The following is a 24356-nucleotide window of genomic DNA, read 5'->3' on the forward strand; positions in this document are numbered from 1 at the left end:
AACACATGGGTTTTCTCGCCGGTAAGCGCGTACTGATCGTCGGTGTCGCCAGCAAGCTGTCCATCGCATCCGGCATCGCTGCCGCCATGCATCGCGAGGGCGCTGAGCTTGCCTTCACTTATCAGAACGACAAACTCAAGGGTCGTGTCGAAGAGTTCGCACAAAGCTGGGGTTCCAACCCGGACCTGTGCTTCCCGTGCGACGTGGCCAGCGATGAAGAAATCGCCAAGGTCTTCGAAGCGCTGAGCAAGAAGTGGGACGGCCTGGATTGCATCGTGCACTCCGTCGGCTTCGCCCCGGGCGACCAACTGGACGGCGACTTCACCGAAGCCACCACCCGTGAAGGTTTCCGCATCGCTCACGACATCAGCGCCTACAGCTTCGTGGCCCTGGCCAAAGCCGGTCGCGAAATGATGAAAGGCCGCAATGGCAGCCTGCTGACCCTGTCGTACCTGGGCGCCGAGCGCACCATGCCGAACTACAACGTGATGGGTATGGCCAAGGCTTCGCTGGAAGCTGGCGTGCGTTACCTGGCCGGTTCCCTGGGCCCGGACGGCACCCGCGTCAACTGCGTGTCGGCTGGCCCGATCCGCACCCTCGCGGCTTCCGGCATCAAAAACTTCCGCAAGATGCTGGCCGCCAACGAAGCGCAAACGCCGCTGCGTCGCAACGTCACCATCGAAGAAGTCGGCAACGCCGGCGCCTTCCTGTGCTCGGACCTGGCGTCCGGCATCAGCGGTGAAATCATGTACGTGGACGGTGGTTTCAACACCACGGCCATGGGCAGCCTCGAAGAGTAATCTTCGGCTCGGCCAATAAAAAACCCGCCTCCCTAGGCGGGTTTTTTTGTGCCTGCGATTCCAATTCTCACCGCAAATCCCTGTAGGAGCCAGCTTGCTGGCGATGACGATGTCCGGCTCACTGCAAATGTTGGATGTGACATTGCTATCGCCGGCAAGCCGGCTCCTACAGGGGTTGTGTGTTCGAGGTGAGGCAGTCGGTGAACAATTGCTGGATCGGCTGTGAACGCTGGCTGTAGCGCTGCAACAGGACGATCTCGCGGTGGAAGGTCAATTCGCCCAACGGGATGATCCTGACCTTGGCGCCATACTCCAGCCACAACCCGGCTTCGGGCAGCAGCGAAACACCAAGCCCGCATTCGACCATTTTCACGATGGCCTCCAGCTCGTCCAGCTCCAGCGCCACGCGCACCTCGATGTGTTGCTCACGCAGAAACCGCGTCACCAGCCGCCCACCGAACGAATTGCGGTCGTAGCGCACATGCGGGTGATCTGCCAACAGCTGCAACGGCTCATCGCCTTCCAGGTCAGCGGGCACGATCAACACAAACGGCTCACGGCGGATCACCTGCGCCGACAACTCCTTGGGCAGCTCAAAGGGTGGCTTGATCAGGATCGCCAGATCCACCTCGCCGGTGTCCACCTGGCTCAGCAAGTTAAGCGACACACCGGGCACCAGCTTCGGTTCGAGCAGCGGCGCTTGCTGGCGCAGCCGTAATAAAGCCTGGGGCAACAGCCCGGTCTGGGCGGTGGCCACGGCGCCGATTTTCAGCTCGCCACGGTACTCGCTGACATCATCGCTGACCGCCATGCGACTGAAGGTGTCGAGCATTTCCCGAGCCATCGGCAGCGCCCGCTGCCCCGCCGCGTTGAGAATCGCCTGGCGCCCGGTGCGATCGAACAAACGAATGCCCAGCGCCTGCTCCAGATTGCGCATCTGCGCGCTGACCGCCGACTGCGTGAGGCCGATGTGCATGCCCGCGGCCGCGAAAGTGCCATAACGGGTGACGGCGATGAAGGTTTTCAGTTCACGCAACATGGCGTTCTCGATTGATCGAAATTATTTGAGCTCGATGCAAAAACTATCGTCTTTCAATCAAAAAGCACAGCGGTAAACTCAGCCTCAAAGACCAACAGCCTGTGAGGTTCAACGATGCAACTCAGCCCTTTTCATCTGGCGATCCCGGTGTATGACCTGGCGGCGGCCCGGTCTTTTTACGGTGAGGTCTTCGGCCTCGAGGAAGGCCGCTCCAGCGATCATTGGGTCGACTTCAACTTTTTCGGCCATCAACTGGTGATTCACCTCGCGCCGAAAAACGCTTCCCAGGAAGCGGCGCACACCAACGCCGTGGACGGGCATGACGTGCCAGTGCCGCATTTTGGCGTGGTGCTGGGGATGGAGGAATGGGAACGGCTGGCGGAACGGCTGAAGGCGCGTGAAACCCGATTCGTGATTGAGCCGGGAATCCGGTTTCAAGGGTTGGTGGGTGAACAGGCGACAATGTTTCTGTTTGATCCTTGTGGGAATGCGCTGGAGTTCAAGGCGTTCAAGGATATTGGGCAGTTGTTTGCCAAGTGAAGTAGTAGGTGTCTGTTAAGACGCCATCGCCAGCAAGCCGGCTTCTACAATGGAATGCGTTCCCTGTAGGAGCCGGCTTGCTGGCGATGAGGCCGGCCAATACACCGCCGACCTCTGCCTACCGATGCAGCAAAAGCTCCACCTCATCCAGCAATTCATCCACTGAATGATGAACCGCCATGTCGTACTCAACCTGCCCAATACTGAAACGAATGTCATAACCACGACGCATCGTCGCATTGCGCTCGTCGAGAATCTCTTCCAGCCGCACCTTGATCGCATTCAGATCCACAGCGCTTGAGCCGGTCAACAACACCACAAACTCATCATCGCCCAGCCGCCCCACTACATCGCTTTCGCGAAACGCGATACGCAGCACGTCGGCGAAGGTTTTCAGCGCGTCATCACCCTCCGCACGACCGTACAGGTAGTTGATCTGCTTGAAGTAATCGAGGTCGAAATACAGCAAGGTGGCCGGTATTTCCAGGCGCTGGCAGACGTCCAGCCCCAGTTGGGCCAACGTGGTGAAACCGTGACGATTGGACAGCAGCGTCAGCTCATCCATGCTCGCCATGGTCACGCCCATCACGGCCTGTTCGGCGGTGCGGGCCATGTCTCGCAGTATTTCCCGTGCCTGTTGCGGTGAAAGCGAAGGGTCTGTGCTAGCACCGTGTTTGACCGGTTTGCCTGGGATCAGCATTACTTGCTCCAGTGGCGGGTATGTTCTTTAGAGTCGCCCATCGCCACTATGACTCCCTGCTAACGGACCGCCGGTCAACTGCCTGCCACCGGACAGGGGCCTCCGGCATCGGCCCAAAGCTTGAACTGGGTGACGAAAATGTCGTGCGGCACCGGCACCGGCGCCCTGCCCTCGCCCGGATTCCAGCCCCACAGCACCAGTTTGTCCTCGCTGACGTGCTTGATCAGTGCCGCGAAATCACGGTCGCCGTTACTGGAACGGTCCTTGATCATCGCGCACAGCTTGTCGGCGGGCAGCCCGATCCAGGCCATTTTGTGCGCCGCGGGCGGCAGGCTCCAGTGCGGCGCCCCCGGTGGCGCATGCGGGCCGTAACTGGCTGGCGGGTTGTTTTCGGCATGACAGGTGGTGCAGGGCAAACCTGCGGCACCCTTGCCGTCCATGCCCCGGACCACGTTCATCGCGTGGGGCGTCCCGGCGTCGAACTGCAATGGCGAGTCGCCGGGAATGTGGCAGTTCTGGCAACGCGGGTTCTGGAAGACTTTCTGCACGGTCTCGAACGCCTTCAACGCTTGTTTGTCCTCAGCGAAAAGGGCCGAGGCGTAAATCGTCAGGCCGACCAGCACCACTGCTCCAAGCACAAGATGTCGTTTCATCTCATACCCCCGACAGCTGCAAGGGTAATTCGCGCAGACGCTGCCCGGTCAGGGCGAACACTGCGTTGGCCACGGCCGGTGCCGTCGGCGGTACGCCAGCCTCACCGATACCGCCGGGCTTGTCGGTGCTGGGCACGATGTGCACTTCTACCACCGGCATTTCGTTGAGCCGCAACACTTGATAGTCGTGGTAGTTGGACTGCACCACTTGCCCGTTCTTGAAGGTCAGCTTGCTGTGCAAGGTGAACCCGAGGCCGAAGGTGATGGCCGATTCCATCTGCGCTGCAATGCTCATCGGGTTCACCGCAATCCCGCAGTCCACCGCGCACACCACCCGGTGCACGCGGACTTTCAGGTTGTCCTGGGACACTTCGACGACCTGCGCGACGTAGCTGCCAAACGATTCATGCACCGCCACACCCAGCGCATGGCCGTCCGGCAAGGGTGCCGACCAGTTGGCTTTCTCGACGGCGAGATTCAGCACGCCAAGATGGCGCGGATGGCTTTTGAGCAAGGTGCGGCGATAGTCCACCGGGTCCTTGCCGGCCGCCTCCGCCAACTCGTCGATCAACGATTCCATGACAAACGCGGTGTGGGTATGCCCCACCGAACGCAGCCACAGCACCGTGATGCCGGTCCTCGGCGAATGCAGCTCAACCTGATGATTGGCCATGCCTTCGAGGTACGGGCTGTCGGCGACGCCTTCGACCGACGTCTTGTCGACACCGTCCTTGACCATGGTGGCCGCAAACGCCGTGCCGTCCATGATCGACTGCCCGACCATCGAGTGCTTCCAGGCCATCGGCATGCCGTTGGCATCCAGGCCAATGCGCGCCTGGTGCAGGAACGCGGAGCGGTAGTAACCGCCGCGAATGTCGTCCTCCCGCGACCACACGGTTTTCACCGGCCCGCCCGCCGCCTTCGCCACTTCGACCGCTTCCGCGACGAAGTCCGAGGTCGGGTTGGCCCGACGGCCGAAACCACCGCCCAGAAACTCGGTGTGAATCTGCACTTGCTCTGGTTTGAGCCCGGTGATTTTCCCCGCGATCATTTGATCCAGGGTCTGGAACTGCGTGCCGGTCCAGATCTCGCATTTGTCCTTGGTGATGCTGACGGTGCAGTTGAGCGGCTCCATCGGCGCGTGCGCCAGATACGGCACGCTGTATTCGACGTCGATGGTCTTGGCGGCCTTGCTCAATGCGCCGGCGGCATCACCGGACTTGCTGGCCGAGGCGCCCGGTGTGCCGGCGAGTTTGCGAAAGCTTTCCAGCAAGGTCTGGCTGTCGAGCCCGGCGTTCGGCCCGAGGTCCCAATCGACCTTCAGCGCATCACGCCCCAGCTTCGCCGCCCAGTAATGATCGGCAATCACCGCCACGCCCGTGGGCACCTGCACCACTTTGTGCACGCCCGGTATCGCCAGCGCGCCGGCGCCTTCGAAGGATTTGACGTGCCCGCCCAGTACCGGCGGGCGCGCGACCATGGCGGTCATCAGGCCTTCGAATTGAACGTCCATGCCGAATTTCGCCCGGCCGGTGATTTTTTCCGGGGTGTCCAGGCGCTTGGTGGGTTTGCCGATGACCTTCCAGTCCTTGGGCTGCTTGAAGATGATCGACGCCGGATCCGGCACCGGCAACTTGCCCGCGTCATCCGCCAGATCGCCATAGGTGACGCGATGCTCACCGGCAATCACCACGCCCGATTCGGTGCGAATGGTCGACGGCGCGACATCGAAACGCTTGGCCGCAGCCTGCACCAGCATCAGACGCGCCGCCCCACCAGCCTGCCGATAGCGGTCGAACTCCATCCAGGTCGAGGTCGAGCCGCCGGTGATCTGCATCCCGCCAAACCCGGCCAGACCGTAGTCGGCGGCCGATGCGGGTGAATGTTCGACACGGATTTTCGACCAGTCGGCGTCCAGTTCTTCGGCGATCAACATGGTCAGGCCGGTCCAGATGCCCTGGCCCATTTCGGAATGACCGAGCAGCACCGTCACGCTGTTGTCGTTACCGATGCGCAGAAATGCATTGGGCGCGAAGACATTGCCCTGGCCCTCTGCACCCAGGGCAAAACGATGCGCCCCGGGGATGACAAACGCCACGACCAGCCCGCCACCCAGCACCGCACTGCCCTTGAGAAAGCCGCGACGGGATAACGGTTCGAGGCTGTTCATGAGCCAATCTCCGCAGCCCGTTTGACCGCCGCGCGAATCCTCGGGTAGGTGCCGCAGCGGCAGATGTTGCCGGAGAGTGCCTGGTCGATATCGCCGTCGGTGGGTTTGGGGATTTTTGCCAGCAAGGCCGCCGCCGACATGATCTGCCCGGACTGACAATAGCCGCACTGCACCACATCGAGTTCGGCCCAGGCTTGTTGCACCGGGTGCGAGCCGTCGGTGGACAGGCCTTCGATGGTGAGAATCTTCTGCCCATGGGCCACGGCTGTGGCGGGCGTGATGCAGGCGCGCAACGGTGCGCCATCGACGTGCACGGTGCAGGCACCGCATTGGGCCATGCCGCAACCGAATTTGGTCCCGGTCAGGTGCGCAACATCGCGCAGGACCCAGAGCAACGGCATGTCCGCAGGGACGTCGAGCTCCTGATCCTTGCCATTGATGTTCAAGGTCAGCATGACGATTTTCCTCAGGCTCACGGTGACGCCGTTATTGTGTGTGGGTCGGCGTTATCCTTTCAGCTAAGCGCAAATTGCCGGGCGAGACCGGTTCATCGACCGCCGGTACTCCAAAGATCACCACAAAACTGTAGGAGCCGGCTTGCCGGCGATGGCGTCTTCGGAATCGCCATCGCCGGCAAGCCGGCTCCTACAGGGTGCGTTTCAGTTTAGAAATCGGTGGAGACGGACACTTCGCGCCAGGCCTGCAACTCGCCGGCGACAAAACTGTTTTTCGCTTCGATCGCCGCGACGCAGTCACTGCCCAGCGGCAGCCGCAGAGGCGCGTTCGGCGCTTCCACCAGGGTGATCATGACCTGGGCGAGTTTGTCCGGGTCGCCGGGCTGGTTCAGGGTCACGGCCTTGGCGATCTTGCGCACTTCGCCCGCCGTGCCGTCGTAGTCGGCAATCGACGACGGCGATTCGACCAGCGAATTGCCTTCGAGAAACTCGGTGCGGAAATAGCCCGGCTCAACGATGGTCACCTTCACGCCCAGCGGCGCCAGTTCAGCATGCAACGCCTCGCTCAAGCCTTCGACGGCAAACTTGGTCGAGCAGTAGACACCGAAGCCCGGTCCCGATTGGTAACCGCCCACCGACGACAGGTTGATCACATGCCCGCTGCGAGCGGCGCGCATGTACGGCAGGACGGCGCGGGTGACATTGAGCAGGCCGAACACATTGGTTTCGTATACGCGGCGTACTTCATCGGCAGTGGCTTCTTCCACCGCGCCCAGCACACCGAAACCGGCGTTGTTGACCAGCACGTCGATGCGCCCGAAGTGCTCGATGGCAGCCTTGGCGACCGCGACACCCTGAGCTTCGTCAGTGACGTCGAGGCTGGCGGCCAGCAAACCCGGCTGCTCGCCGAAACGCTGGGTGATGCTGCTGGCGTCACGGGCGGTGGCAACCACGGCATCGCCGTTGGCCAGCGCGGCGGCAGCGATCTTCGCGCCGATGCCACGGGAAGCGCCAGTGATGAGCCAGATACGCTTGAAGGAGTTGGAAGTGGTCATGAGCGTGTTTCCTTGTGTGCAGTGGGGGTAGGCACAAGGTACGCAGGATGATTGCTCGGAAAAATGCCCTCGTGTTACAAGCACTATGAAACGCTCTTTCATAATGGCGCCCCAATGAATTACGACCCGTTCGACGGCTTGACCGAGTTTCTGGCGGTAGCCGAGCACAAGAGCTTCACCCTTGCCGCGACGCGCCTGGCGGTCACGCCCACCGCGATCAGCCACGCGATCAAATTGCTCGAGCGCCGCACCGGGGTGTTGCTGTTCCAGCGCACCACGCGCCGGGTCGCGTTGACCGAGGCAGGCGCCAGCCTGTTTGCACGCTTGCGCCCGGCGGCCAACGAGATCGACGAAGCGCTGGCGGTGCTCAGCAGTTTCAGCGATCAGCCCATCGGCACGCTGCGCCTCACGGCCCCGCGTTTGTCCGGGGCCTTGTTGATTGAGCCGCTGATTCCGCTGTTTCGCGCGGCGTACCCGCAAGTCACCCTCGACATTTCCCTCGATGACGCCACGGTGGACCTGATGGCTGGCGGATTCGATGCCGGGATCCGCCTGGGCGAATCCATCGAAAAAGACATGATCGCCGTGCGCCTCACGCCCGATCTGCAATGGTCGGTGGTGGGCGCTCCGGGGTACTTCGCCAAGGCCGGCAAACCCGCAAGCCCGGAAGAGCTGACCCGACATCAATGCATCGGTTTTCGTTTCTCGACTTCGGGCAATGCGCATCGCTGGGAGTTTCGCCGCGAGGGCCGCGACTTCACCGTGGGGGTCGAGGGAGGCGTGATCGTCAACGACCGACAGCTGCTGGTGTCAGCCGCGCGCAACGGCTCGGGGCTGGCGTATGCCTGTGACCTGGAGATCGCCGACGAGCTGGCGGATGGACGACTGGAACGGGTACTGGTGCCGTTTGTGCCGCTCAGTTCGGCGCTGTACCTGTACTTTCCCAGCCGCACCCAGACGCAGCCGAAGCTGCGCGCCTTTATCGACCTGGCCACGCGCTGGGTCGCCAGCCAGGGCAGCCTCAAACCCTCGGTTTGAACAGGATGCCGCTGTAGCACACGAGGAACAGCGCGAACGCCGCACACCAGAACAGCGCGGACAGCGCCAGCCCGCTGCCGGAAAACGGCACGAGCAGCACACGACAGACGCTGGCCATCAACAACAGGAAGAACCCGACGACAATCGCTTTCGACGGCTGCAACAAGCGCCCGGTATGGCCGAGGCTGACCCGGGCAATCATCGCCAGGATCAGGCCGCCGATCCCGCCGACGGCCAGCGAATGCGTCGCCAGGCTCTGTTGCGGCAGCACACCCAAATGCCACAGCGCCATGGCCAGCGTGGCGACAGCCAGCCAGAAATACGCCAGGTACAACGACCACAACAGCGGCACGCGCCAGATGCCCCGGTCATGCCAACGCCAGAGACGCAGCAGGTGCAAGCCGCCGATCAACAGAAACAACGCCGCGAGCCACACCCGGGGGACATCGTTGAAACCGCCGGCAAAGGCAACGGCCGACAGCAAACTGCTCGCCAACAGGATTCGGGTTGGCAATGGATGAGCGGGTTTGGCCGCAGGACGATTCAGGCCACGCTGGATAAAGAACGGAATCACCCGCCCGCCAATCACAGTCATCAAAGCGCCGATCAACCACACCGCCGCCAGCACGCCGTTTCGTTGCAGGCCGACGTCATCGGGCGAGATCCCCCACAACGTCATGGCCTGAGTCGTGGCCAACAGTGCGACAACCAACAGGATCGGGTAATTGTCGCGTTTGCCGGCGGCCACCAGGTCTCGGCCCAACACCCACGCCAGCAACGGCAGAAAAGGTATTTGCAGCGCAATCAACGCGACCGCAGGAATGGGCAGCAGCCACGCCAGCCGCGCCGCCAGCCACACCAGCAGCAAACCGATCAGGGGCCAGCCGTTGAGGCCCGGGCGCCCGGTCCAGTTCGGCACCGCCGTCAGCAGGAACCCGGCGATGATCGCCGCTGCGAAGCCGAACGGCATCTCGTGTCGGTGCCAGCTCAGCATGCCGCCCACCGGTTGCGCGCCGGGCAAGCGTCCGTAAAGCCACACGGCCCAGACCGCCACGGCGATGGCCGCAAAACCGGAGCCTGCAAGAAAGAACGGACGAAAGCCGAGGCTGAAAATGGGTGCAGAGGCGAGCCGGCGCATCAGGCGACCGCCACGGTCAGGCCTTTGCCCAGGCGATGCTGGGACAGCAGGCGCATGACGTAGCCGATCTTGATCAGCGTCGGGCCGACGATGGTCATGGCGTGCATCGCGACCAGCATCACGATTGGCAGGGAGCCGGCGTAGAGATAAGCGCCGTAGATACCTGCCAACAGCATCGCGAGGCCAACGCCGAGGATTTTGCTCGACAGCTGCAGGACATTCTGAGGATTGCTGAAGTAAGCGAACATTTTTTCGTACTCCTGAATCAGACCAGTTGTACGTTGGCTATATCAGCTTCCGTGCCAGGTTTGTCGTTCTTGTAAATCAAGGGGTTAAGACGCGACAGGTCAATTTGACTCAACCCAGAACATGTCCTATTGACTACAACCGATGTCATATCGACAACAGCACTCTAAAAGCAAACCAATATCATTTGCACAGCGCAAAGCCTTTTGTTTTAATCGCGACCAATTCTTATTTGCACCAAAGGCGCCCGCCGCCCAGGGACACGTGCTCACGATGATGGTCGCCGACTCTTCCAGCGTTCAAAACCTCTACGTCACTCATCACCGCTGGCTGCACGAACTGCTTCGCCGGCGTTTGAGCGATGCGTTCGATGCCGCAGACCTGGCCCACGACACCTTTATCCGTGTACTCAAACGTCCTCAGGTGTTCGACTGCGAAGCCCGTGAACGCTCCTACCTGGCCACCATCGCCCGGGGTTTGTGCATCGACCACTGGCGCCGTCGGCAACTGGAACAGGCGTGGCTGGAGACCCTGGCCTCGCGGCCGCAGGCGGTTCAACCGTCGCCGGAGCAACGGGCGATCATCGTTGAAACCCTGTACGAAGTGGACGCCATGCTGTTGCGCCTGCCGAAGAATGTGCGCGACGCGTTCATCCTCGCCCAGTTGCATGGCCTGCCCTACCGCGCCATCGCCGAGGAAATCGGCGTGTGCGAGCGCATGGTCAAGAAGTACCTGGCCCAGGCGCTGATGCATTGCGCGATGCTCGAAGCCGAGCTCGACGGCCTGTTGATCGAGTAAGCGCATGCCAGCCCCCGCCTCCAGCAGCATCAGCCACGCCAGCCTCGAACAGGCGGCGCAATGGTATGTGCAACTCAACGATCAGCAGGTCGGCGAACACGAGCGCCAACGCTGGCAAGCGTGGCTGGCGCAAAGTGGCGATCACCAGGCAGCCTGGCGTTACATCGAACGCGTGGGCCAACGCTTCGCCGCGTTGCAGGACGATCAGCCGCAAGCCGCCAGCCTGGTGTTGCGCAACACGGCGCGCACGCCGATCAGCCGGCGGCAGACGGTCAAGAGCTTGCTCATCCTGGCCTCGGGCGGCCTGCTGGGCTGGAACGCCTGGCGCGAAACGTCGCTGCCGGAGGCCTTGGGCCGATGGACCGCCGATATCTCGACCGGCACCGGCGAAACCCGCGAAAGTGTGCTCAGCGATGGCAGCCGCCTCTGGCTCAATGCCCTGAGCGCCTTGAACGTGCGCTTCGACACCACACAACGTCTGTTGCTGCTGAGTGCCGGCGAAGTGCTGATCGACACCGCCAAGGACGCCAACCGACCGTTGCTGGTGCAAACCGTCCAGGGCCGGATGCGTGCGCTCGGTACGCGCTTCAGCGTGCGCCAGGAAGCACAACACACGTTGCTCAACGTCTACGAAGGCGCGGTTGAAGTCCGCACCACCGAGGGCCAGGTGCAAGTGGTCGAGGCCGGGCGCCAACTGGCGTTCACACAAAGCCATATCCCGCCTTCTTCCGAAGCGGCGGCTGGCCGCGAAGCCTGGCGTCGCGGAGTGCTCCTGGCGGACAACCTGCCGCTGGGGCAACTGATCGAGGAATTGAGTCGCTACCGTCACGGCCATCTGGCGTGCGACCCGGCGATTGCCGGTTTGCCGGTCATGGGTTCGTTTCCACTCAAGGACACCGACCAGGCCTTGCGCCTGCTGGAAGCCGCATTGCCGATACGCGTGGAGAAGCGCCTGAGCTGGTGGGTCAACGTCGGCCCGAACGTGTGATCCGGAATTTATGCAACGCCAGAGTTCCCTTTTGCGTTTCTCGTTCGGTTAACCCTGTGAAGCCCTTCTATTGCCGATCGATCTGATGCCAGGGAACACCGATTTGCGCGACGCCTTCATTCGCACCCGTTTTGCCTTGCGACCGTTGGCACTGGCCTTTCCGACGGCGTTGCTCTGTCTCGTCGCGACACCTGCTCAAGCCGAATCACCCGCCGCCAGCGCGCAGGCCGCCAGCCACACGCGTTTCTACGCCATCGAGGCTGGCTCGCTGGTGAGCGTCCTGAACCGCTTCGCCGAACAAGCCGGGATTTTCCTCGCTGGCCATAACGACCTGGCGAGCGACAAGCGCAGCCCCGGCCTCCACGGTGAATTCACCGAGCAGCAAGGTTTGCAGCGCCTGTTGCAGGGCAGCGGCTTGCAAGCCCAGCCCCAGGGCAGCCGTGGTTACGTGCTCAAAGTCGCCGCCTCAACGGACGGGCCGCTGGAACTGGGCGCGACCAACATTTCCGGCCAGGCGCTGGGCGCCACCACCGAAGACACCCATTCCTACACCACCGGCTCGACATCGTCAGCCACCGGCCTGCCGCTGTCCCTGCGCGAAACGCCGCAGTCGGTGACCGTCGTCACCCGTCAGCAACTGGACGACCAGGGCTCCACCAGCATCGCCGACGCCTTGCGCCGCGTGCCCGGCATCAGCGTGCAGAACTACGACAGCGAACGCTGGGAGTTCTCCAGCCGTGGCCTGCCGATCACCAATTTCCAGTACGACGGCGTCAACACCGACTACGACGGTGTCTACGATTACGGCACCACCAGCACCGACATGGCGACCTTCGATCGCGTGGAAATCATCAAGGGAGCAACCGGCCTGATGACCGGCTCGGGCGATCCGTCGGCCACGGTCAACCTGATCCGCAAGCGTCCGAGCAAAGCGTTCAAGGCCTCGATCACCGGTGCCGTCGGTTCCTGGGACAACTACCGCAGCACCGCCGATATCGCCGGTCCGCTGAGCGAAAGCGGCAATGTGCGTGGGCGTTTCGTCGGGGCCTATCAGGACCGCAGCGCCTACATGGACAACTACCGCAACACGCGGGACATCGCCTACGGCATCGTCGATGCCGACCTGACGCCGGACACCTTGCTGACCGTCGGCATCGACCAGCAGAACACCCGTTCCCGTGGCGCCAGTTGGACCGGTTTCCCGATGTACAACAGCGACGGTTCGCGCACGCATTTTTCCCGCTCGTTCAACCCGGCCACCGACTGGAGCCGTCGCGATTTCACCAACCAGACGCTCTTCGCCTCGGTGCAACAGCAACTGGCCAACGACTGGGCCCTCAAAGTCAGCTACGACCGCAAGCATCGCCAGCACGACACCTTCCTCGCCTCGGCCAGCGGCGGCAATCCGGACCCGGTGACCGGGGACGGCATGTTCATGTACATGGGCAAGTTCAAGGGCGATCAGTTGCAGGACAACCTCGACGTCAACCTCAGCGGGCCGTTTCGTCTGTTCGGTCGCGAGCACGAACTGATCCTCGGTTTCATGTCGATGAACACGCGCCAGGACATTCCGGTTCACGGCTCGGTCTACCCGCCCGTCGACGACAGCATCTACGACTGGCGCGGCGAGTTCGCCAAACCGGACATTCCCAAGGTCGGCGACAACGACATCGTCCAGCGCCAGACCGGTGCGTACCTCGCCACCCGGCTCAAGCCCACCGACGACCTGTCGTTGATCCTCGGCACCCGCGTCAGTCAGTTCAAGGCCAGCGACGACCTCGACTACAGCGACCCGAACACCGCCGACCTGCACGATGGCTACCACCAGACGGGCGTCGTCACGCCGTACGCCGGGCTGGTTTACGACCTCGACGACACCTATTCGGTGTACACCAGTTACACCCGCATCTATCAGCCGCAAATGAGCAAGGACGCGGACCGAAAGCTGCTCGACCCGGTGCAGGGCGACAGCTACGAAGCGGGGATCAAGGCTGAGTATTTCGACGGACGTCTCAACGCCAGTTTCGCGGTGTTCCGTATCGAGCAGGACAACCTCGCCGAGTACGTCAGCGGCGTCGACAGCGAGTCGGTGTACCGCGCGGTGCAAGGCGCGACCATCAAGGGCTTCGAGGTTGAACTGGCGGGCGAAGTGCTGGACGGCTGGAACCTGTCGGCCGGCTACAGCTACAACCACACCCGCGACAGCAAGGGCGATTACGTCTATGGCTCGATCCTGAAAACCACGGCGCCGCAACAGGTGGTGCGGGTGTTCAGCACCTATCGCCTGTCCGGCCCACTGGAAAAACTCACCGTCGGTGGCGGCGTGAACTGGCAGAGCGAATTCTTCGGCAACGTGTTCCAGCCCAACCCGAATGACCCGGTCAACGTCGGCCAGTCCTCGACGATCACCCAGGAAAGCTATGCCCTGGTGGACGTCATGGCGCGCTACCGCTTCAACGATCACCTGAGCACGACGCTGAACGTGAAGAACCTGTTCGACAAGACCTACTACACCGGGCTCGGCAACTTCGGCACCGGTTTTTACGGTGAACCGCGCAGCCTGCAACTGACCACTCGCTGGGATTTCTGATCGGCAATCGGTGCGAGAGCTAATACACTCCAGAACTGACCTGCCGAGGACACCGACGATGAAGCCCACCGCTGCCAAAGACGCTGACAAGGCCCCGCGCTTCTGGCGCGATGACGCCCTGCCCTTCATCGAAGCCCGCTCCATCGCCGATGGCCGCGAGGTCTGCTACACCCGCCACGCTCACGAACATTTTTCCATCGGTGCGATCACGGCGGGACGCAGCACCTATATCCATGAGCAATCGGAATTCGAAGTCAGCGCCGGCACCGTGGTGCTGATGAACCCTGGCGACGTCCACGCCTGCAATCCGATTGACGACCAGCCGTGGTCGTACCTGATGCTGTACGTCGAAACGCCATGGCTCACCGATTTGCAGCATCAACTCGGGTTCAGCCATGACCTGGCGTTTCGGCGTTTCTCCATCACGCACAACGACGACGCCGACCTGTTTACCGGACTGAAAGACCTGTACGCCGTGTTGATCGATAACGAGCAGGACGTGTTGCGTAAACACAGCACGGCAGTGGAGTTTTTCACCGACGTGCAGCAACGGCTCAACCCGGGCGATCAACCGTTGCGCGAGCCCAATTTCAAACTGGAGCGCGCGGCGGATTTCATCCGTGACAACTGCACGAAACTGCTCAAGCTCGAAGACATTTGCGAGGCGGCGCAGCTGTCGCCGTCGTACCTGATCCGCGCCTTCAAACAGCATTACGGCATGACGCCCCACGCGTTCCTGGTCAACCGGCGGATCCAGTTCGCCCGGGAGCGGCTGCGCAGCGGCAAGCTGATCGCCGACGTGGCGCTGGAAGCAGGGTTCGCCGATCAGGCGCATTTTCAGCGGGCGTTCAAACAACACCTGGCGGCGACACCAGGGCAGTATCGAGGCTAGGGCAGCAACAGGTAGATCGCGCTCAGCGCCAGCAACAGCGCCATGATCCGGTTGAACAGGCGCATGCCCGCCGGGTTGTTCAAGTAACCGCGCAAAAAGGTCCCGGCATACGCCCAGCAGCCGACGGACAGGTAGCAGATCACCAGGTACACCGCGGCAAACTGCCAGACCAGTCGCGCTTCGCCATCGGCGACAAAGGCGCCCATGCCGGCGACGCAGGCCAGCCAGGCTTTCGGATTGAGCCACTGCATGATTGCGCCGTACAGCATCGAGGGCGCTCGCGCTGAGTCCTTCGCCTCAAGCTCGCCATTGTCCGCTGCCAGCTTCCATGACATGAACAACAGAAATGCCACACCGGCCAGTTGCACCACCCGCGTCAGCGCCGGCCACAGCTGCAACACCTCATGCAGCCCCAGCCCCATCAGCACCAGCAACAACACAAAACCCAGCGTCACCCCGGCCACATGCCGCTGGCTGGCGCGAAAGCCGAACTGCGCGCCGGAGCTCAACGCGACAATATTCACCGGCCCCGGCGTGATCGACGCCACCAGCGCAAACGCCGCCATCGAAATAATCAGACTCATCGCATACCTTCTTCAATTCAGTTGAACCAGGCCTCACGGTAAAGAGCGGGCTGGCTGGCGTATTGAAGAAAACTGCCCAAGGCACACGGATTGCCCTTTGTAGGAGCCAGCTTGTCTGCGGGCGGCGTTCCGACGATGGACGTCAACGATAACGCGGGCTGCCTGAAGGAACGCGGTGTCTGGATGATTTTCGCGAGCAGGCTCGCTCCTACAGGTTGTGTGTACGCATTCCCCGTGTAGGAGCCGGCTTGCTGGCGATGGCGTCCGTTCAGACAATTGGCGTGTCGACTGACCCACCGCTATCGCCAGCAAGCTGGCTCCTACAGGGGTTGTGCGGGTTTCGGGATAGACGTTTATCCGTATGCGCCAACCACCCGTTTCACCTTGATCAACGCCGCACGCAGCGCATCCATGTCTACCGACCCCAACGCCAGGCGGATCGCATGCGGCACATGGACCGAGGTGGCGAAAGGCTCGGCGGTGGAGACGGCGACTTGCTGGTGCATCAATTCCACGGCGATCTGGTCCGCCCTGGCGTCTTCGGCCAAGGGCAACCAGAGAAAGTACGACGAAGGATGCGTGATACAGCGCAGCCCTTTCAGCAGCTCGGCGGCCATGGCTTGCCGAGCCTGGGCGTCGGCGCGTTTTTGCGCTTCCAGTTGCGCGACAGTGCCATCATCGAGCCAGGCGCAGGCAATCGCCGTCATGACGCCAGGTGTGTTCCAGGTGGTTGCCCTGATCGCACGTTCCAGTGCAGGCACTTTTTCCAATGGCGCGGCAACGAAACCGACGCGCAATCCGGTGGCGATATTCTTGGAGAACCCCGAGACGTAAACGGTCCGCTCCGGTGCGATTTCGGCTAACGGTGCCGGGGCATCTTCGACCAGGAAGGCGTACGCCGCGTCTTCGATGATCAACAGATCATGCTGACGGGCAATCGACACCAACCGGTCGCGAGACTGCGCGTCCATGACCCAACCCAGGGGATTGTGCAGCGTCGGCATGCTGTAGACGGCCCGCACCGAGCGGCGCCGGCAAAGCTGCTCGAATGCATCGAGATCAGGCCCGGTGTCCGTGACGGGAATCGGTACGATTTCCAGGTGCAGCGATTCGGCGAGCACCTTGAAGCCGGTGTAGGTCAAGGCGTCGGCGGCGATCACATCGCCGGGTTTGAGCAACGCCATCAGGGCCACCGTCAAGCCATGCTGGGCACCGCTGACGATCAACACCTGTTCGCCCTCGACATTCAACCCGCGTGAAGCCAAATGAGTGGCAATCGATGCCCGCTCATGCGCTCGCCCGCCATGGGGCTGGTAGCGCAGATGGGATTCGAGGTCGCCGGACAACGCGAGCTGACGCAACGCGGTTCGCAACAGGTCGGCCTGACCGGGTAATGACGGGTAGTTGAAGTTGAGATCGGCCATGCCCACGGCCACCACGTGCTGGCTCACGCCCTGGCCGGGCGGAAGCGAGGTCTCCCTGACGAACGTGCCCCGCCCGGTTTCGCCGCTGACCAGGCCCATCGCCTCTAGCTCCGCGTATACCCGACTCGCCGTCACCAGCGCCAGGCCATGCTCGGCGGCGAGCTGGCGATGGGTGGGCAGGCGAGTACCGGGCGGCAACTGTCCTGAACGGATGTCGGCAGCAAAGCTGTCGACCAGCGACTTGTAGCGCAAGCGAGGCATAGGGCGATGTATCCATGACAATTTTTTGATTGTCTTAATACTCGGTCATACGATGGGTTCAAGGCAACCCGCCTTGTCACCCTTCAGTCGAGTATGACCGCCATGGAACGCGTATCGAATCTGCAAACCCACTCCCGGGAAAACTCCGCCAGCGGCTGGCTCAACGGGCTGATCGGCGTGGTGATCTTCAGCGGCTCGCTGCCTGCCACGCGGGTCGCGGTGCTGGAATTCGATCCGGTGTTCCTCACCGTCGCCCGCGCTACCATCGCCGGTCTGTTGGCGCTGTGCATGCTGTGGTTGTTCAAGGAAAAACGCCCAGCGCGCAACCAACTGCTGCCGCTGGTCATCGTCGCCTTGGGCGTGGTGGTCGGGTTTCCGCTGCTGACCGCGCTGGCGCTGCAATACGTGACCTCGGCGCACTCGATTGTCTTCGTCGGCCTGTTGCCCCTCGCGACCGCCGTGTTTGGTGTGCTGCGCGGAGGCGAACGCCCGCGCCCGGTGTTCTGGTTTTTCTCGATTCTGGGCAGCTTGCTGGTGGTGGGCTTCGCCGTGTCCCAAGGCCTGACCACCTCGCCTGCAGGCGACCTGCTGATGCTGGCGGCCATCCTGGCCTGCGGCCTCGGTTATGCCGAAGGGGCGAAACTGTCCCGGACACTCGGCGGCTGGCAGGTGATTTGCTGGGCGCTGGTGTTGTCGTTGCCGGTGATGGCGCTGTTGACCCTGTGGCGCATGCCCGCCTCGTTTTCGGGGATCACATGGCCGGCGTGGTTCAGCCTGGGCTATGTGTCGCTGTTCAGCATGCTGATCGGGTTTGTGTTCTGGTACCGCGGATTGGCCCAGGGCGGGATTGCGGCTGTGGGGCAGTTGCAATTGCTGCAGCCGTTTTTTGGGCTGGCGCTGGCGGCGACGTTGCTTCACGAGCAGGTGAGTATCGGAATGCTGGGGGTAACGGTTGCTGTGATTCTGTGCGTAGCGGGCGCGAAGAAATTCGCCAAGTAATCCCCGATCCCCTGTAGGAGCCGGCTTGCTGGCGATCGCGTCCGTTCAGACAATAAATAGGTCGGCTGACCCACCGCTATCGCCAGCAAGCCGGCTCCTACAGGAGATTGGCGTGATGCCTGGTGACCGGGTCAGTATTGGGTGTTGACTGTACGGGTCGAGCCCCACCCCACCTGTGGTAAAAATATCGCTCTCGTTACTGGAGCCGATCATGGACCTCGCCACCCTCTCCCTCTTCCTCCCGGCCTGCTTCGCCCTGAACATGGCACCCGGCCCGAACAACCTGCTGTCGGTGAGCAACTCGACGCGCTACGGCTATCGCACAGCGTGCGTGGCGGGGATCGGTCGGCTGTTGGCGTTTGCCGGAATGATCGCCCTCGCCTCGGCCGGTTTGGCGGTGGTGCTGCAAACCTCGGAATTGCTGTTCTACGGGATCAAGATTGTCGGCGCGGCCTACCTGTTCTACCTCGCGTGGCAATTGTGGCGCGCGGACCCGGGCACGGAGAACGTGGTGACCGGCGCACCGGCCGGGATGCTGACCCTGGCCCGACAGGAATTCCTGGTGGCCGCCGGCAACCCGAAAGCGATCCTGATTTTCACCGCATTCCTGCCTCAGTTCGTTGATCCGGCCCAAGCCGTGACACCACAATTCGCGGTGCTTGGCGCACTGTTCCTGATGCTGGAATGGATCGCCATCGGCGCCTACGCCTACATGGGCCTGCACATGCGCCGCTGGTTTGCCAAGCCGCGGGGCAAGCGGATTTTCAACCGTTGCTGCGCGGGGTTGCTGTCGGCGGCGGCGTCGGTGCTGCTGATGGCGCGCCGCGCCTGAATGGCTGATTGATTACCTGTGGGAGCGAGCCTGCTCGCGATGAGGGCATGTCAGCCAACATTGATGTCGACTGACACACCGCTATCGCGAGCAGGCTCGCTCCTACAGGGGGATTGGTCCACTGAGTAATTCTCTGTCGATTTTCCGGTGGAGGCCCTGGTCACCGCGCCCTATGCTCAACCCATGAACCTACAAAACGCTATGCTTCCGCCCCACGCCGAGATGGTTCGCGCCATGCTCGAACGAGACACCACCTACGAGGGGGTGTTTTTTACTGCGGTCAAGACCACCGGCATCTTCTGCCGCCCCAGCTGCACGGCGCGCAAACCAAAACCGGAAAACGTCGAGTTCTTCGCCCATGCCGACGAATGCCTGTCCGCCGGCTATCGCGCCTGCCTGCGCTGTAAACCGCTGGACGCTGCCGCCATCGCACCGGACTGGGTACAGAGCCTGCTGAAGTCGGTGGACGCCGATCCCGAGCAGCGCTGGACCGACGCGCAGTTGCTGGCCGAAGGCATCGAGCCGCTGAAATTGCGCCGCTGGTTCAAGCAGCATTTCGGCATGACCTTCCACGCCTGGTTGCGCACCCGGCGCCTCGGCATGGCCCTGGGCGGGATCAAGCAAGGCGATTCGATCGACAGTGCCGCCTACGACTCCGGTTACGAATCCCTGAGCGGGTTTCGCGATGCCTTCCAGAAATCCTTCCACATCACCCCCGGCCGAGCGGCCCACAGCGAACCACTGCTGTTCACCCGCCTGACCACGCCGTTGGGTCCGATGATTGCCATGGCCGAGCGGCGTGGCCTGGTGTTGCTGGAGTTTCTCGACCGGCCGGCACTGACCCGGGAAGTCGAAGCCCTGCAGAACCGCCATGGCTATGCGGTAGCGCCCGGACACAACGGGCACCTGCAGCAGATCGAGATTGAACTGGCCCAGTACTTCGCCGGCAAACTCACCGAATTCAAGGTGCCGCTGCACATGCCCGGTACCGTATTCTCCCGGCAGGTCTGGGCGGAACTGGCGAAAATTCCCTACGGCCAGACCAGCACCTACGGCACCCTCGCCGCGCGGCTGGGCAAACCCGGCGCCAGTCGTGCCGTGGGCCTGGCCAACGGGCATAACCGGATTTCGATTGTCCTGCCCTGCCACCGGGTGATCGGTGCGGACGGTTCACTCACGGGCTATGGTGGCGGACAACCGCGCAAGGCATTTCTGCTCAGGCTGGAACACGACGTGAACACATTGCTCAAACCAGCGGTGAACGCTTGACCGATCCTTACTTACCCGCGACGGCGTTTCTCGCCGCCATCGATGACGACTGGGCGCGCCACATCGCGACCATCGGCCCTTGCCTGCACCAGCCCCATGCTGCGCGCGATCCCTATGAGTCGCTGGTGCGGTCGATTGCCTACCAGCAACTGCACGCCAAGGCCGGGGATGCGATTGTCGGCCGACTGCTGGGGTTGTTTCCTGCTACTGCGTTTCCTCGACCGGAACAGATTCTCGCGACCGGGTTTGACCAGATGCGCAGTTGCGGTTTCTCCGCGAGCAAGATTGCGACCATTCAGGGCATTGCTCAGGCGACGCTGGACGGTGTGGTGCCCGATTATGCGACGGCGCTGGCCATGGACGATGAAGCGCTGATCGAACGGCTGATCACCATGCGCGGGGTGGGTCGCTGGACCGTGGAGATGCTGCTGATCTACAGCCTGGAACGGCCGGATATTTTGCCGGCCGATGATTTCGGGGTGCGCGAGGGGTACCGGCGGCTGAAAGGGCTGGAGGTGCAGCCGACACGCAAACAAATGATTGAGATAGGGTTGGCGTGGAGCCCGTATCGGACGGTCGCTTCGTGGTATTTGTGGCGGGTGCCCAGCCGGTAGACCGCGTTATCGTTCATCGTCGGAACGCCGCCCGGAGCCGGCTCACTCCTACATTTGAAATGCGTTCCCCTGTAGGAGCGAGCCTGCTCGCGAAGAGGCCAGCCCAGGCACCCCATCATCCAGAGCCTCTGACACTCAGTTCTCAAGTTATGAGGATCCATGCCGACAAACCCTGTAGAAATTACGGATATTCAGCATGGAGCCGCTATGACCGCCATCTCTTCAATCCCTGCCTTGCCGCCACCGGTGGTCGCCAGGATTGCTGCCACTCAGCCCGTCGCCAGCACTGCCACCGAGCCATCAAGTGCCCTGTCCTCCCCGGCATCGATTGTCACCCTGCATCAAGAAAACAACGTGATCGATGCACAGATTTACAACTCTCGGGGTGTCATTGCACAGCCGGATGCTCCGCTTGCCTGGGAATACACGCAGCCTGACAAAGTGTCGTTTCACATGGGCGGCAACTTCAGCACCGCTTCAACCAGCAGCCGTTTTTGGGGACTCGGAGAGACACTGCTTCTGCAGCTGGCGCAATCCAACAAGAACATCTCCCAGTCGGTCATTCGCTCATCGACTGGACGGGAGCTCGAGGCTGCAGAGTTGGCGGCTGCCCAAGCCAAAATCCACAGTGGCGATGCAGACAACAGCATCAACCTGACCTTGAAAACAGCAAGCGGCAAAACCATCCAGATAAGCCTGTCCAGCCAGGATAACGCGCTGGCCGTGCAGGCTCAGGTCCAGGACGGCGATCTCAATGAACAAGAGCTTGCTGCGCTTGGGGCGATGGCCAAAGGATTTGAAACGGCCCTTCAAGGCCTCACCGCCGTTCCACCGCAACTCAAGCTGGAGGCGCTGACTCAGTTCGACACTGACGTGTTTTCCTCGGTCGACCTGACTACACGGTTCAAGCTCGACGATGACAGCACGCAGAGCTTTGAGCTGCATGCTGACGCAAGTCAGCGCCAGGTACGCATGAGCGGCGCGGCTGGCGATATTGACATGTCCGTGGACCTGAAAAACGCCGCCATCCTCGGCGACAGCAATCAGAAAGCCAAGGCACTCGCGAGCTACCTGCGTCAAATAGAAGCGGCGCGCGTGCGAGGTGACGGCGACCGAAATCTGCTGTCGATGTTCGAGAGTGCATTCAAGACGCTGCACAGCGACTATCCGCAAAGCCCCGCTGTCAGCCAACCGCAGGCTTCAACGGCAATCACGCTGACAGACACCGACCGCCGCGTGCTCACCGGCCTTGCCGATTTCAGCGCTACGGTCAGCGAGAAGAGTGTGAACGGCAATCCTGCACGGCCTAACGAACTCGACTCGTTCAACTATGGTTTGTCGCAAACCACGCAATCCAAGGGTCAGGACCAGTTCAATCGCAAGGTAGTCCAGAATCAGCAATCGCATCTGACAGCCCGATTCCACAAGCCACTGTATCCCGGACAAAAGCTGGAACTGACGACCGACCCACAATCCCAGAACTATCAGTACTACCAGATCGACGATCAGGCCAGCAGCATGAGCAGCATCGGGTATGTCAAAGGGAAGTTGGTCGAAGCGTCCGTCACCCAATCGGCCAGCCAATCCACGCGCATCTCCAAGTATGTGATGGGGCATCTGGAGGAAGAAAGTGTGAAACCGGTCTCGTCCTCGAAGACACAAAATCTCCTCGGTCTGCTGCAAAAGGCACTGCAAGAGGACAAGCTTGCGAAAATGGGACGGGGGACGTCGTACGGCTTTGCCGCTATCCAGGACAAGCTGATGTTGGCGAGTGATCCGGGAGAGATTAAGGGCTGAGCCGAAAACTGCCGCGGCCCTTTACCTTGATTATCACGACAGTCATTCTCAGACTCAGCAACAATAACAAGCACTAACGACTGTTATCATCAAGCCACCCTACTTGCGTTCGGTGGCTTTTTGGCTTCAAAGAGTGCGGCAGTTTGCCGCAAGTTATCAATAATCCTTTGAGGCGTATAATCCGTCCCCCCGCTAAACCGGCATGCATCATAGACGCCCTGCCCGAGCTTGATTATCCGTTCGGGCTCATCAAAAGGTCTGTAGAACATGAGTGTTTCGTTGACCCGCCGCCAGGTGGTTGCAGGCATGGGCTTGTTCAGCCTTGGCCTCCTGACCGGCTGCGACAATAGCGTCAGCCTGTCGTACAAATACGGCAAGGACCTCAGCGACAAGATCCTCGGACGGACATTCAAGCTGAAAGATTCTGAAGGCAACCTCACCACGCTTTCGAGTTTTCGTGGCCTGATGCCGATGATTTTCTTCGGCTTCACCCAGTGCCCGGCGGTCTGCCCCACGACCCTGGCTCGCGCAGCGCAAATCAAGAAACTGATGGGCAAAGACGGCGATATTCTGCAAGTCGTCTTCATCACGCTGGACCCGGAACGGGACACACCGGCGGTGCTGGACGCCTACGTCAAAACGTTCGATCCCTCATTTGTCGCGCTGCACGGAACGCTCGAGGAAACGGCGGAAACGGCCAAGGAGTTCGGGGTGTTCTATGAAAAAATCCCGAGCGGTTCGACCTACACGCTTTCCCATACAGCGACCAGCTATGTGTACGACACAAGGGGCAGGTTGCGCGTTGGACTGTCCCAGTCCCTTTCGGCACAAGAGTGCACGGAAGACTTGCTCACCGTTATGGAGGTCTGCTGATGAATTCGAATGCCATTAAAACCGCTGCTTTGGGACTTTTCCTGCTGGGATTCGCGCTGCAGGCTTCGGCCCAGACTCAAGTGGACGACGCCTGGGTCCGCGCCACCGTTGCCGGGCAACAGGCCACCGGCGCGTTCATGACGGTGACTGCGAGCGGCGACAGCAAACTGCTGAGCGTGCAATCACCGGTCGCCAAAACCGTGCAGATTCACGAGTCGACCATGAAAAACGACGTGATGAGCATGCAGCCGGTGGAGTTCGTCGCTTTGCCTGCGGGGAAAGCGGTCTCTCTGGACCCTCATAGCTATCACGTGATGCTGATCGACCTGGTTGGCCAGGTCAAAGAAGGCGACAAAGTGCCGCTGACCTTGACCGTCGAAAACGCCAAGGGCGAGAAGGAGTCGATCAAGGTCGAGGCTGAAGCGCGTGCGCTGAATACGATGGATCACAGCAACATGCATTGATGGGTGGCGCTCAGCGGGACCGCGTTATCGTTCATCGTCGGAACGCCGCCCGGAGCCGGCTCGCTCCCACAGGAGAATGCATTCCAAAGTGTGGGAGCGAGCCTGCTCGCGATGACGGTGTCACTGTCGATACATCA

At 61.7% G+C, this 24356-nt stretch carries 24 protein-coding genes; 14 read left to right on the forward strand and 10 right to left on the reverse strand.

The window, feature by feature from the left end; genetic code table 11:
* Positions 1-5 precede the first annotated feature (5 nt).
* Positions 6-800, forward strand: a complete 795-nt coding sequence (gene fabI, locus ACF6ZU_RS28470; RefSeq protein ID WP_084320830.1) for an enoyl-ACP reductase FabI — start codon at positions 6-8, stop codon at positions 798-800.
* A gap of 166 nt (positions 801-966) precedes the next feature.
* Here the strand turns inward: fabI and ACF6ZU_RS28475 are convergent, their stop codons facing one another.
* Positions 967-1839 carry a LysR family transcriptional regulator gene (locus ACF6ZU_RS28475; protein ID WP_392889191.1) on the reverse strand — a complete coding sequence of 291 codons (873 nt, stop codon included), beginning with the start codon at positions 1837-1839 and terminating at the stop codon, positions 967-969.
* A gap of 114 nt (positions 1840-1953) precedes the next feature.
* Between ACF6ZU_RS28475 and ACF6ZU_RS28480 the strand changes: the two genes are divergently transcribed.
* Positions 1954-2379 carry a VOC family protein gene (locus ACF6ZU_RS28480; RefSeq protein ID WP_392889193.1) on the forward strand — a complete coding sequence of 142 codons (426 nt, stop codon included), beginning with the start codon at positions 1954-1956 and terminating at the stop codon, positions 2377-2379.
* A gap of 118 nt (positions 2380-2497) precedes the next feature.
* Here the strand turns inward: ACF6ZU_RS28480 and ACF6ZU_RS28485 are convergent, their stop codons facing one another.
* The 5 genes from ACF6ZU_RS28485 to ACF6ZU_RS28505 form a co-directional block, all read right to left on the reverse strand.
* On the reverse strand, positions 2498-3079 hold the full coding sequence (locus ACF6ZU_RS28485; RefSeq protein ID WP_392889195.1) for a GGDEF domain-containing protein: 582 nt from the start codon (positions 3077-3079) through the stop codon (positions 2498-2500).
* Positions 3080-3153: 74 nt separating this feature from the next.
* Positions 3154-3732, reverse strand: a complete 579-nt coding sequence (locus ACF6ZU_RS28490; protein WP_392889197.1) for a hypothetical protein — start codon at positions 3730-3732, stop codon at positions 3154-3156.
* Between the two features lies 1 nt (position 3733).
* A complete protein-coding gene (locus ACF6ZU_RS28495; RefSeq protein ID WP_392889200.1) occupies positions 3734-5902 on the reverse strand; it encodes a molybdopterin cofactor-binding domain-containing protein in 2169 nt (722 codons plus the stop codon).
* On the reverse strand, positions 5899-6357 hold the full coding sequence (locus ACF6ZU_RS28500; RefSeq protein WP_392889202.1) for a (2Fe-2S)-binding protein: 459 nt from the start codon (positions 6355-6357) through the stop codon (positions 5899-5901). The genes ACF6ZU_RS28495 and ACF6ZU_RS28500 overlap by 4 nt, the downstream gene beginning before the upstream one ends.
* A gap of 209 nt (positions 6358-6566) precedes the next feature.
* Positions 6567-7412, reverse strand: coding sequence for an oxidoreductase (locus ACF6ZU_RS28505; RefSeq protein WP_392889203.1), 846 nt, complete (start codon positions 7410-7412; stop codon positions 6567-6569).
* 114 nt (positions 7413-7526) lie between these two features.
* On the opposite strand from ACF6ZU_RS28505, the gene ACF6ZU_RS28510 reads away from it, so the two are divergent.
* Positions 7527-8450, forward strand: a complete 924-nt coding sequence (locus ACF6ZU_RS28510) for a LysR family transcriptional regulator (RefSeq protein ID WP_392889205.1) — start codon at positions 7527-7529, stop codon at positions 8448-8450.
* On the opposite strand, the gene ACF6ZU_RS28515 is transcribed toward ACF6ZU_RS28510, so the two are convergent.
* Together ACF6ZU_RS28515 and ACF6ZU_RS28520 are read right to left on the reverse strand one after the other, a co-directional pair.
* Entirely contained in the window at positions 8434-9588 is a 1155-nt protein-coding gene (locus tag ACF6ZU_RS28515) for an NnrS family protein (RefSeq protein ID WP_392889207.1), read from the reverse strand. The two genes, ACF6ZU_RS28510 and ACF6ZU_RS28515, sit on opposite strands and share 17 nt — an antisense overlap.
* On the reverse strand, positions 9588-9836 hold the full coding sequence (locus ACF6ZU_RS28520) for a transmembrane sensor/regulator PpyR (protein ID WP_392889210.1): 249 nt from the start codon (positions 9834-9836) through the stop codon (positions 9588-9590). Before ACF6ZU_RS28520 ends, ACF6ZU_RS28515 begins: the two co-directional genes overlap by 1 nt.
* A gap of 271 nt (positions 9837-10107) precedes the next feature.
* Between ACF6ZU_RS28520 and ACF6ZU_RS28525 the strand changes: the two genes are divergently transcribed.
* The 4 genes from ACF6ZU_RS28525 (at position 10108) to ACF6ZU_RS28540 (ending at position 15102) form a co-directional block, all read left to right on the forward strand.
* On the forward strand, positions 10108-10632 hold the full coding sequence (locus tag ACF6ZU_RS28525) for a sigma-70 family RNA polymerase sigma factor (RefSeq protein WP_392889212.1): 525 nt from the start codon (positions 10108-10110) through the stop codon (positions 10630-10632).
* Positions 10633-10636: 4 nt separating this feature from the next.
* Positions 10637-11620 carry a FecR domain-containing protein gene (locus ACF6ZU_RS28530; protein ID WP_392889214.1) on the forward strand — a complete coding sequence of 328 codons (984 nt, stop codon included), beginning with the start codon at positions 10637-10639 and terminating at the stop codon, positions 11618-11620.
* 85 nt (positions 11621-11705) lie between these two features.
* Positions 11706-14210: a TonB-dependent siderophore receptor gene (locus ACF6ZU_RS28535; RefSeq protein ID WP_392889216.1), complete on the forward strand. Its 2505-nt coding sequence runs from the start codon at positions 11706-11708 to the stop codon at positions 14208-14210.
* 58 nt (positions 14211-14268) lie between these two features.
* The gene (locus ACF6ZU_RS28540; protein WP_392889219.1) at positions 14269-15102 is read left to right on the forward strand and encodes a helix-turn-helix domain-containing protein; all 834 of its coding nucleotides are present in this window, start codon (positions 14269-14271) and stop codon (positions 15100-15102) included.
* On the opposite strand, the gene ACF6ZU_RS28545 is transcribed toward ACF6ZU_RS28540, so the two are convergent.
* Positions 15099-15686 (reverse strand): LysE family translocator, encoded by a 588-nt coding sequence (locus ACF6ZU_RS28545; RefSeq protein ID WP_392889220.1) that lies wholly within the window; start codon positions 15684-15686, stop codon positions 15099-15101. The two genes, ACF6ZU_RS28540 and ACF6ZU_RS28545, sit on opposite strands and share 4 nt — an antisense overlap.
* Positions 15687-16039: 353 nt before the next feature.
* Positions 16040-17371, reverse strand: a complete 1332-nt coding sequence (locus ACF6ZU_RS28550) for a PLP-dependent aminotransferase family protein (RefSeq protein ID WP_392889222.1) — start codon at positions 17369-17371, stop codon at positions 16040-16042.
* Positions 17372-17473: 102 nt separating this feature from the next.
* Between ACF6ZU_RS28550 and ACF6ZU_RS28555 the strand changes: the two genes are divergently transcribed.
* The 7 genes from ACF6ZU_RS28555 to ACF6ZU_RS28585 all read left to right on the forward strand — a co-directional run bounded on the left by ACF6ZU_RS28555 (position 17474) and on the right by ACF6ZU_RS28585 (position 24219).
* Entirely contained in the window at positions 17474-18370 is an 897-nt protein-coding gene (locus ACF6ZU_RS28555) for a DMT family transporter (protein WP_392889224.1), read from the forward strand.
* Between the two features lie 211 nt (positions 18371-18581).
* The gene (locus tag ACF6ZU_RS28560) at positions 18582-19202 is read left to right on the forward strand and encodes a LysE family translocator (protein WP_392889227.1); all 621 of its coding nucleotides are present in this window, start codon (positions 18582-18584) and stop codon (positions 19200-19202) included.
* A 183-nt stretch (positions 19203-19385) separates the two neighbouring features.
* Entirely contained in the window at positions 19386-20471 is a 1086-nt protein-coding gene (locus tag ACF6ZU_RS28565) for a bifunctional transcriptional activator/DNA repair enzyme AdaA (protein WP_392889229.1), read from the forward strand.
* Positions 20468-21085 (forward strand): DNA-3-methyladenine glycosylase family protein, encoded by a 618-nt coding sequence (locus tag ACF6ZU_RS28570; protein ID WP_392889231.1) that lies wholly within the window; start codon positions 20468-20470, stop codon positions 21083-21085. The genes ACF6ZU_RS28565 and ACF6ZU_RS28570 overlap by 4 nt, the downstream gene beginning before the upstream one ends.
* 207 nt (positions 21086-21292) lie before the next feature.
* Positions 21293-22882, forward strand: coding sequence for a lactate dehydrogenase (locus tag ACF6ZU_RS28575; protein WP_392889233.1), 1590 nt, complete (start codon positions 21293-21295; stop codon positions 22880-22882).
* 267 nt (positions 22883-23149) lie between these two features.
* Complete coding sequence (locus ACF6ZU_RS28580; protein ID WP_392889235.1) at positions 23150-23755, forward strand: SCO family protein; 606 nt, start codon at positions 23150-23152, stop codon at positions 23753-23755.
* On the forward strand, positions 23755-24219 hold the full coding sequence (locus ACF6ZU_RS28585; RefSeq protein ID WP_392889237.1) for a copper chaperone PCu(A)C: 465 nt from the start codon (positions 23755-23757) through the stop codon (positions 24217-24219). Before ACF6ZU_RS28580 ends, ACF6ZU_RS28585 begins: the two co-directional genes overlap by 1 nt.
* Positions 24220-24356 lie beyond the last annotated feature (137 nt).

This window comes from Pseudomonas migulae (genome assembly GCF_043225285.1).
In the GTDB taxonomy this organism is placed as follows: domain Bacteria; phylum Pseudomonadota; class Gammaproteobacteria; order Pseudomonadales; family Pseudomonadaceae; genus Aquipseudomonas; species Aquipseudomonas migulae_C.

Bases quoted from the DNA above. Each gene is read 5' to 3' on its own strand.
- ACF6ZU_RS28475 (WP_392889191.1), bottom strand. From the start codon at position 1,839: ATGTTGCGTGAACTGAAAACCTTCATCGCCGTCACCCGTTATGGCACT.
- ACF6ZU_RS28565 (WP_392889229.1), top strand. From the start codon at position 19,386: ATGAACCTACAAAACGCTATGCTTCCGCCCCACGCCGAGATGGTTCGC.
- ACF6ZU_RS28550 (WP_392889222.1), bottom strand. From the start codon at position 17,371: ATGCCTCGCTTGCGCTACAAGTCGCTGGTCGACAGCTTTGCTGCCGAC.
- ACF6ZU_RS28485 (WP_392889195.1), bottom strand. From the start codon at position 3,079: ATGCTGATCCCAGGCAAACCGGTCAAACACGGTGCTAGCACAGACCCT.
- ACF6ZU_RS28545 (WP_392889220.1), bottom strand. From the start codon at position 15,686: ATGAGTCTGATTATTTCGATGGCGGCGTTTGCGCTGGTGGCGTCGATC.
- ACF6ZU_RS28575 (WP_392889233.1), top strand. From the start codon at position 21,293: ATGACCGCCATCTCTTCAATCCCTGCCTTGCCGCCACCGGTGGTCGCC.
- ACF6ZU_RS28510 (WP_392889205.1), top strand. From the start codon at position 7,527: ATGAATTACGACCCGTTCGACGGCTTGACCGAGTTTCTGGCGGTAGCC.
- ACF6ZU_RS28555 (WP_392889224.1), top strand. From the start codon at position 17,474: ATGGAACGCGTATCGAATCTGCAAACCCACTCCCGGGAAAACTCCGCC.
- ACF6ZU_RS28535 (WP_392889216.1), top strand. From the start codon at position 11,706: ATGCCAGGGAACACCGATTTGCGCGACGCCTTCATTCGCACCCGTTTT.
- ACF6ZU_RS28515 (WP_392889207.1), bottom strand. From the start codon at position 9,588: ATGCGCCGGCTCGCCTCTGCACCCATTTTCAGCCTCGGCTTTCGTCCG.
- ACF6ZU_RS28585 (WP_392889237.1), top strand. From the start codon at position 23,755: ATGAATTCGAATGCCATTAAAACCGCTGCTTTGGGACTTTTCCTGCTG.
- ACF6ZU_RS28495 (WP_392889200.1), bottom strand. From the start codon at position 5,902: ATGAACAGCCTCGAACCGTTATCCCGTCGCGGCTTTCTCAAGGGCAGT.
- ACF6ZU_RS28530 (WP_392889214.1), top strand. From the start codon at position 10,637: ATGCCAGCCCCCGCCTCCAGCAGCATCAGCCACGCCAGCCTCGAACAG.
- ACF6ZU_RS28480 (WP_392889193.1), top strand. From the start codon at position 1,954: ATGCAACTCAGCCCTTTTCATCTGGCGATCCCGGTGTATGACCTGGCG.
- ACF6ZU_RS28500 (WP_392889202.1), bottom strand. From the start codon at position 6,357: ATGCTGACCTTGAACATCAATGGCAAGGATCAGGAGCTCGACGTCCCT.
- ACF6ZU_RS28490 (WP_392889197.1), bottom strand. From the start codon at position 3,732: ATGAAACGACATCTTGTGCTTGGAGCAGTGGTGCTGGTCGGCCTGACG.
- ACF6ZU_RS28525 (WP_392889212.1), top strand. From the start codon at position 10,108: ATGATGGTCGCCGACTCTTCCAGCGTTCAAAACCTCTACGTCACTCAT.
- ACF6ZU_RS28505 (WP_392889203.1), bottom strand. From the start codon at position 7,412: ATGACCACTTCCAACTCCTTCAAGCGTATCTGGCTCATCACTGGCGCT.
- ACF6ZU_RS28580 (WP_392889235.1), top strand. From the start codon at position 23,150: ATGAGTGTTTCGTTGACCCGCCGCCAGGTGGTTGCAGGCATGGGCTTG.
- ACF6ZU_RS28560 (WP_392889227.1), top strand. From the start codon at position 18,582: ATGGACCTCGCCACCCTCTCCCTCTTCCTCCCGGCCTGCTTCGCCCTG.
- ACF6ZU_RS28540 (WP_392889219.1), top strand. From the start codon at position 14,269: ATGAAGCCCACCGCTGCCAAAGACGCTGACAAGGCCCCGCGCTTCTGG.
- ACF6ZU_RS28520 (WP_392889210.1), bottom strand. From the start codon at position 9,836: ATGTTCGCTTACTTCAGCAATCCTCAGAATGTCCTGCAGCTGTCGAGC.
- fabI (WP_084320830.1), top strand. From the start codon at position 6: ATGGGTTTTCTCGCCGGTAAGCGCGTACTGATCGTCGGTGTCGCCAGC.